The 4,956-nt window shown below is 63.6% G+C and carries 2 rRNA genes; both read right to left on the reverse strand.

Going from position 1 to position 4,956, the window contains the following annotated elements:
• Positions 1-164 precede the first annotated feature (164 nt).
• Positions 165-3,139, reverse strand: a 23S ribosomal RNA gene (locus tag DWZ01_RS07985).
• 396 nt (positions 3,140-3,535) lie between these two features.
• A 16S ribosomal RNA gene (locus DWZ01_RS07990) occupies positions 3,536-4,956 on the reverse strand; the annotation flags it as partial.

Consider the following 4,956-nt stretch of genomic DNA (forward strand, 5'->3'; position numbering starts at 1 on the left):
CCCATGCTCTGGCCGCTGACCGGTGGGCGGCGCCCACCGTTACGGTGTCCGGTGTCTACTCACGTGCCCTGGGGGCCGCATGGCGCATAGGAAAGGTGACTCGGGGGCATCCTCGTGCCCGGACCGCGCTTCTGAGCGCATGTCCCGCGGGCCGCGAGGTGCGGTTCCGGAAGAGCTCGGGCGATTAGTGCGGCTCGGCTGAGGCTGTCGCCAGCCTTGCACCTGCCGTCTATCGACCAGGTAGTCTACCTGGGCCCTTACCGGAAGGAGAACTAATCCCTGGAACGGCTTCCCGCTTAGATGCCTTCAGCGGTTATCCGCGCCGCACGCGGCTACCCGGCCGTGCCGTTGGTCGACAACCGGTTCACCGGAGGTGCGTCCACCCCGGTCCTCTCGTACTGGGGGCAGCCTCCATCGATTCTCCTGCGCCCACGGAGGATAGGGACCGAACTGTCTCACGACGTTCTGAACCCAGCTCGCGTACCGCTTTAAACGGCGAACAGCCGTACCCTTGGGACCTGCTCCAGCCCCAGGATGCGATGAGCCGACATCGAGGTGCCAAACCTTGCCGTCGATGTGGACTCTTGGGCAAGATCAGCCTGTTATCCCCGGAGTACCTTTTATCCGTTGAGCGACGGCCCACCCACTCGGGGCCGCCGGATCACTAGAGCCTGCTTTCGCACCTGCTCGGCTTGTGGGCCTCGCAGTCAAGCCCGCTTGTACTCTTGCATTCAAAAGGACGGTTGCCGACCGTCCCGAGCGGACCTTCGCGCGCCTCCGTTACCCTTTAGGAGGCGACCGCCCCAGTCAAACTGCCCGCCTGGCACGGTCCCCGAGCCGGTTGACGGCCTCGGGTTAGGACGCCGGTCGCGCGAGGGCAGTATTCCAAGGGCGGCTCCCCGGGGGCTGGCGCCTCCGGATCTGTGCCTCCTGCCTATCCTCTACACGCGGGACCAGCGGCCAATGCCAAGCTGCAGTGAAGGTTCACGGGGTCTTTCCGTCCTTCCGCGGGTAAGTCGCATCTTCACGACCAGTGCAATTTCACCGGGTCCATGGTCGAGACAGCGCCCAAGTCGTTGCGCCTTTCGTGCAGGTCGGAACTTACCCGACAAGGAATTTCGCTACCTTAGGACCGTTATAGTTACGGCCGCCGTTTACCGGGGCTTGGCTTCGGGGCTTCGCCGAATCGGCTAACTCCTCCGCGTGACCTTCCGGCACCGGGCAGGCGTCAGACCCTATACGTCGCCTTGCGGCTTCTGCAGAGTCCTGTGTTTTTGGTAAACAGTCGCTTGGGCCTCTCCACTGCGGCCCGCCTCCGCTCCCCGGGCAAGCCGGTTCACGTACGCGCGGGCACCCCTTCTCCCGAAGTTACGGGGCCATTGTGCCGAGTTCCTTGACCATGGTTGACCCGATCGCCTCGGTATGTTCTACCCACCCACCTGTGTCGGTTTGCGGTACGGGCGCGCACGCGCCTGCCTAGGGGTTTTTCTAGGGACCTCGGGCTCACTCGCTTCGCTTGATCGCTTCGTCCGGAGCCTCGCCCTCGTGCGGACCGGATTTCCCTGGTCCGCGGGCCGCGCTCCATCACGGGGACGTCCAGAACCCCGCCGAGCCACCCCCATCCGTCGCCCCGTCGGTCGTAGCGCCGCGTGCGCGGTGCAGGAATGTCTGCCTGCTGCGCGTCGGCTACGCCTCCCGGCCTCGCCTTAGCCCCCGACTGACCCTGGGAGGATTAGCCTTGCCCAGGAAACCTCGGGTTCACGGCGGACGAGTTACTCTCTCGTCTCTCGCTACTCATGCCAGCATTCTCACTCCCATGCGCTCCACCGTCGGTCGCCCTCCGGCTTCTCCGCCCATGGGAAGCTCCCCTACCGATTCTAATGAATTAAAATCCCGCCGCTTCGGTGTCCAGCTTAGCCCCGTGTATTGTCGGCGCATGTCCACTCGACCAGTGAGCTGTTACGCACTCTTTGAATGGATGGCTGCTTCTAAGCCAACATCCTGGTTGTCTGGGCGGACGCACATCCTTTGCCACTCGGCTGGAACTTGGGGACCTTAGCGGGCGGTCCGGGCTGTTTCCCTCTCGAGCACACAGCTTAGCCCACATGCTCTGACTGCCGCGCTCTGGGCCGCCGGCATTCGGAGTTCGGTTGGATTCGGTAGGCGGCGAAGCCCCCTCGTCCATCCGGTGCTCTACCTCCGGCGGTGAACGCGCGACGCTAGCCCTAAAGCTATTTCGGGGAGAACGAGATATCTCCGGGTTTGATTGGCCTTTCACCCCTATCCGCAGGTCATCGCCGCCGTTTTCAACCGACGTGCGTTCGGCCCTCCACGGGGTCTTACCCCCGCTTCAGCCTGCCCACGGATAGCTCACCCGGCTTCGCGTCCGCGGCGCGGGACTCAAGTCGCCCTGTTAAGGCTCGCTTTCGCTCCGGCTCCCTTTCGGTTAACCTCGCCCCGCGCCAGCGACTCGCTGGCTCATTCTACAAAAGGCACGCCGTCACACCATAAAGGTGCTCCGACTGCTCGTGGGCGCACGGTTTCAGGTACTGTTTCACTCCCCTCCCGGGGTGCTTTTCACCTTTCCCTCACGGTACTGGTGCGCTATCGGTCACAGGGTAGTACTCAGGCTTGGATGGTGGTCCACCCAGGTTCGGACCGGGTTTCACGTGCCCGGCCCTACTCAGGGACCGCGTCGCGCCGTCCGGTCTGGGTTCGCGTACGGGGCTGTCACCCGCTGCGGCCGGCCCTCCCATGCCGTTCCGCTCCCCAGCCGGACCTGCGCCCGGGGGCGGCAGCCCCCGGATGCGCGGCCCTGCAACCCCGTCGGCGGAACCCCTGCCGGGTATGCCCGCTCGACGGTTTGGCCATCGGTCCCCTTTCGCTCGCCGCTACTCGGGGAGTCTCGAGATTGATTTCCTCTCCTCCGGGTACTTAGATGTTTCAGTTCCCCGGGTTGTCCTCCCCACCCTTATGTGTTCGGGGTGGGGATATCCACACTGCTGTGGATGGGTTCGCCCATTCGGAGACCCCCGGGTCGAAGGATGTGTGCTCCTCGCCGGGGATTATCGCAGCTTGCCGCGTCCTTCATCGGCTCCCTGTGCCAAGGCATCCGCCGTGCGCCCGTGGTATCTTGCGGGACCGCACTCGGGCCCGCGGGATATCCACGTGTCGCTAAAGTTAATTAATCGATATCATGAATAGCGCTCGTATGTCGCAATTCGGGTATCTCATACCGCGGCACAGTGTCTTCACTGTGCTCGCGATCAGATGCTCCTCACTCATTTATAAGTGAATTCTTCTTGTTTGGATCGGATGAATGATTGCTATCATTCTGTCTTTAAATCGCAGAAAAGAATCGAGTCTGGAAGAATGATCTTCCATCTCTCTCCTATCGCTATGCGGCTCTCAAGGTACGCGGGTGCGACCCCGGGGACCGGGTGCTGCGGGGACTTATCCTGGCGGACATCTACCGGACGGGCTCCTGCCCTCTATTCGAGTTAAAGTTTGTCTCTCTAAGAATTAATCTCCCTAGAAAGGAGGTGATCCAGCCGCACCTTCCGGTACGGCTACCTTGTTACGACTTCACCCCCCTCACCCTCCACACCTTCGGCGCCTCCCCCCTCTCGGTTGGGCCGGCGACTTCGGGTGCAGACGACTCGGGTGGTGTGACGGGCGGTGTGTACAAGGCCCGGGAACGCATTCACCGCGGCATGCTGATCCGCGATTACTAGCAACTCCGACTTCATGGGGGCGGGTTGCAGCCCCCAATCCGAACTGGGGCCGGCTTTCCGGGATCCGCTCCCCCTCGCGGGGTGGCATCCCTCTGTACCGGCCATTGTAGCACGTGTGCAGCCCAGGGCATAAGGGGCATGATGACTTGACGTCGTCCCCGCCCTCCTCCGCCTTGACGGCGGCGGTCCCGCGTGGGTTCCCGGCATCACCCGATGGCAACACGCGGCGGGGGTTGCGCTCGTTGCGGGACTTAACCCAACATCTCACGACACGAGCTGACGACAGCCATGCACCACCTGTATGGGCTCCTCTCGGCCACGGGGTCTCCCCCGCTTCACCCATATGTCAAGCCCTGGTAAGGTTCTTCGCGTTGCTTCGAATTAAGCCACATGCTCCGCTGCTTGTGCGGGCCCCCGTCAATTCCTTTGAGTTTTAGCCTTGCGGCCGTACTCCCCAGGCGGGACGCTTAATGCGTTGGCTGCGGCACGGGGGGATCGTCCCCCCACACCTAGCGTCCATCGTTTACGGCTGGGACTACCAGGGTATCTAATCCTGTTCGCTCCCCCAGCTTTCGCGCCTCAGCGTCGGTCTCGGCCCAGAGGGCCGCCTTCGCCACCGGTGTTCCACCCGATATCTGCGCATTCCACCGCTACACCGGGTGTTCCACCCTCCCCTACCGGACCCAAGCCGCGGAGGTTCCGGGGGCTTCGGGGGGTTGAGCCCCCCGCTTCGACCCCCGGCCTGCCGGGCCGCCTACGCGCGCTTTACGCCCAATGAATCCGGATAACGCTCGCCCCCTACGTATTACCGCGGCTGCTGGCACGTAGTTAGCCGGGGCTTCTTCTGCAGGTACAGTCTTGACTCTTCCCTGCTGAAAGCGGTTTACGACCCGAAGGCCTCCGTCCCGCACGCGGCGTCGCTGCGTCAGGGTTCCCCCCATTGCGCAAGATTCCCCACTGCTGCCTCCCGTAGGAGTCTGGGCCGTGTCTCAGTCCCAATCTGGCCGGTCGGTCTCTCAACCCGGCTACCCGTTGTCGGCACGGTGGGCCGTCACCCCGCCGTCTACCTGATGGGCCGCGGAGCCATCCCCTCCCGTCGGGGCTTTAGCCGGGGTGCCATGCGGCACCCCGGGGTATCCGGTATTACCCGTCCTTTCGGGCGGCTATCCCGGGGGAGGGGGCAGGTTCTCCACGTGTTACTCAGCCGTTCGCCACTCGCTTC

Origin of the sequence: Collinsella sp. AF28-5AC, assembly GCF_003457875.1 — a bacterium.
Taxonomy (GTDB): domain Bacteria; phylum Actinomycetota; class Coriobacteriia; order Coriobacteriales; family Coriobacteriaceae; genus Collinsella.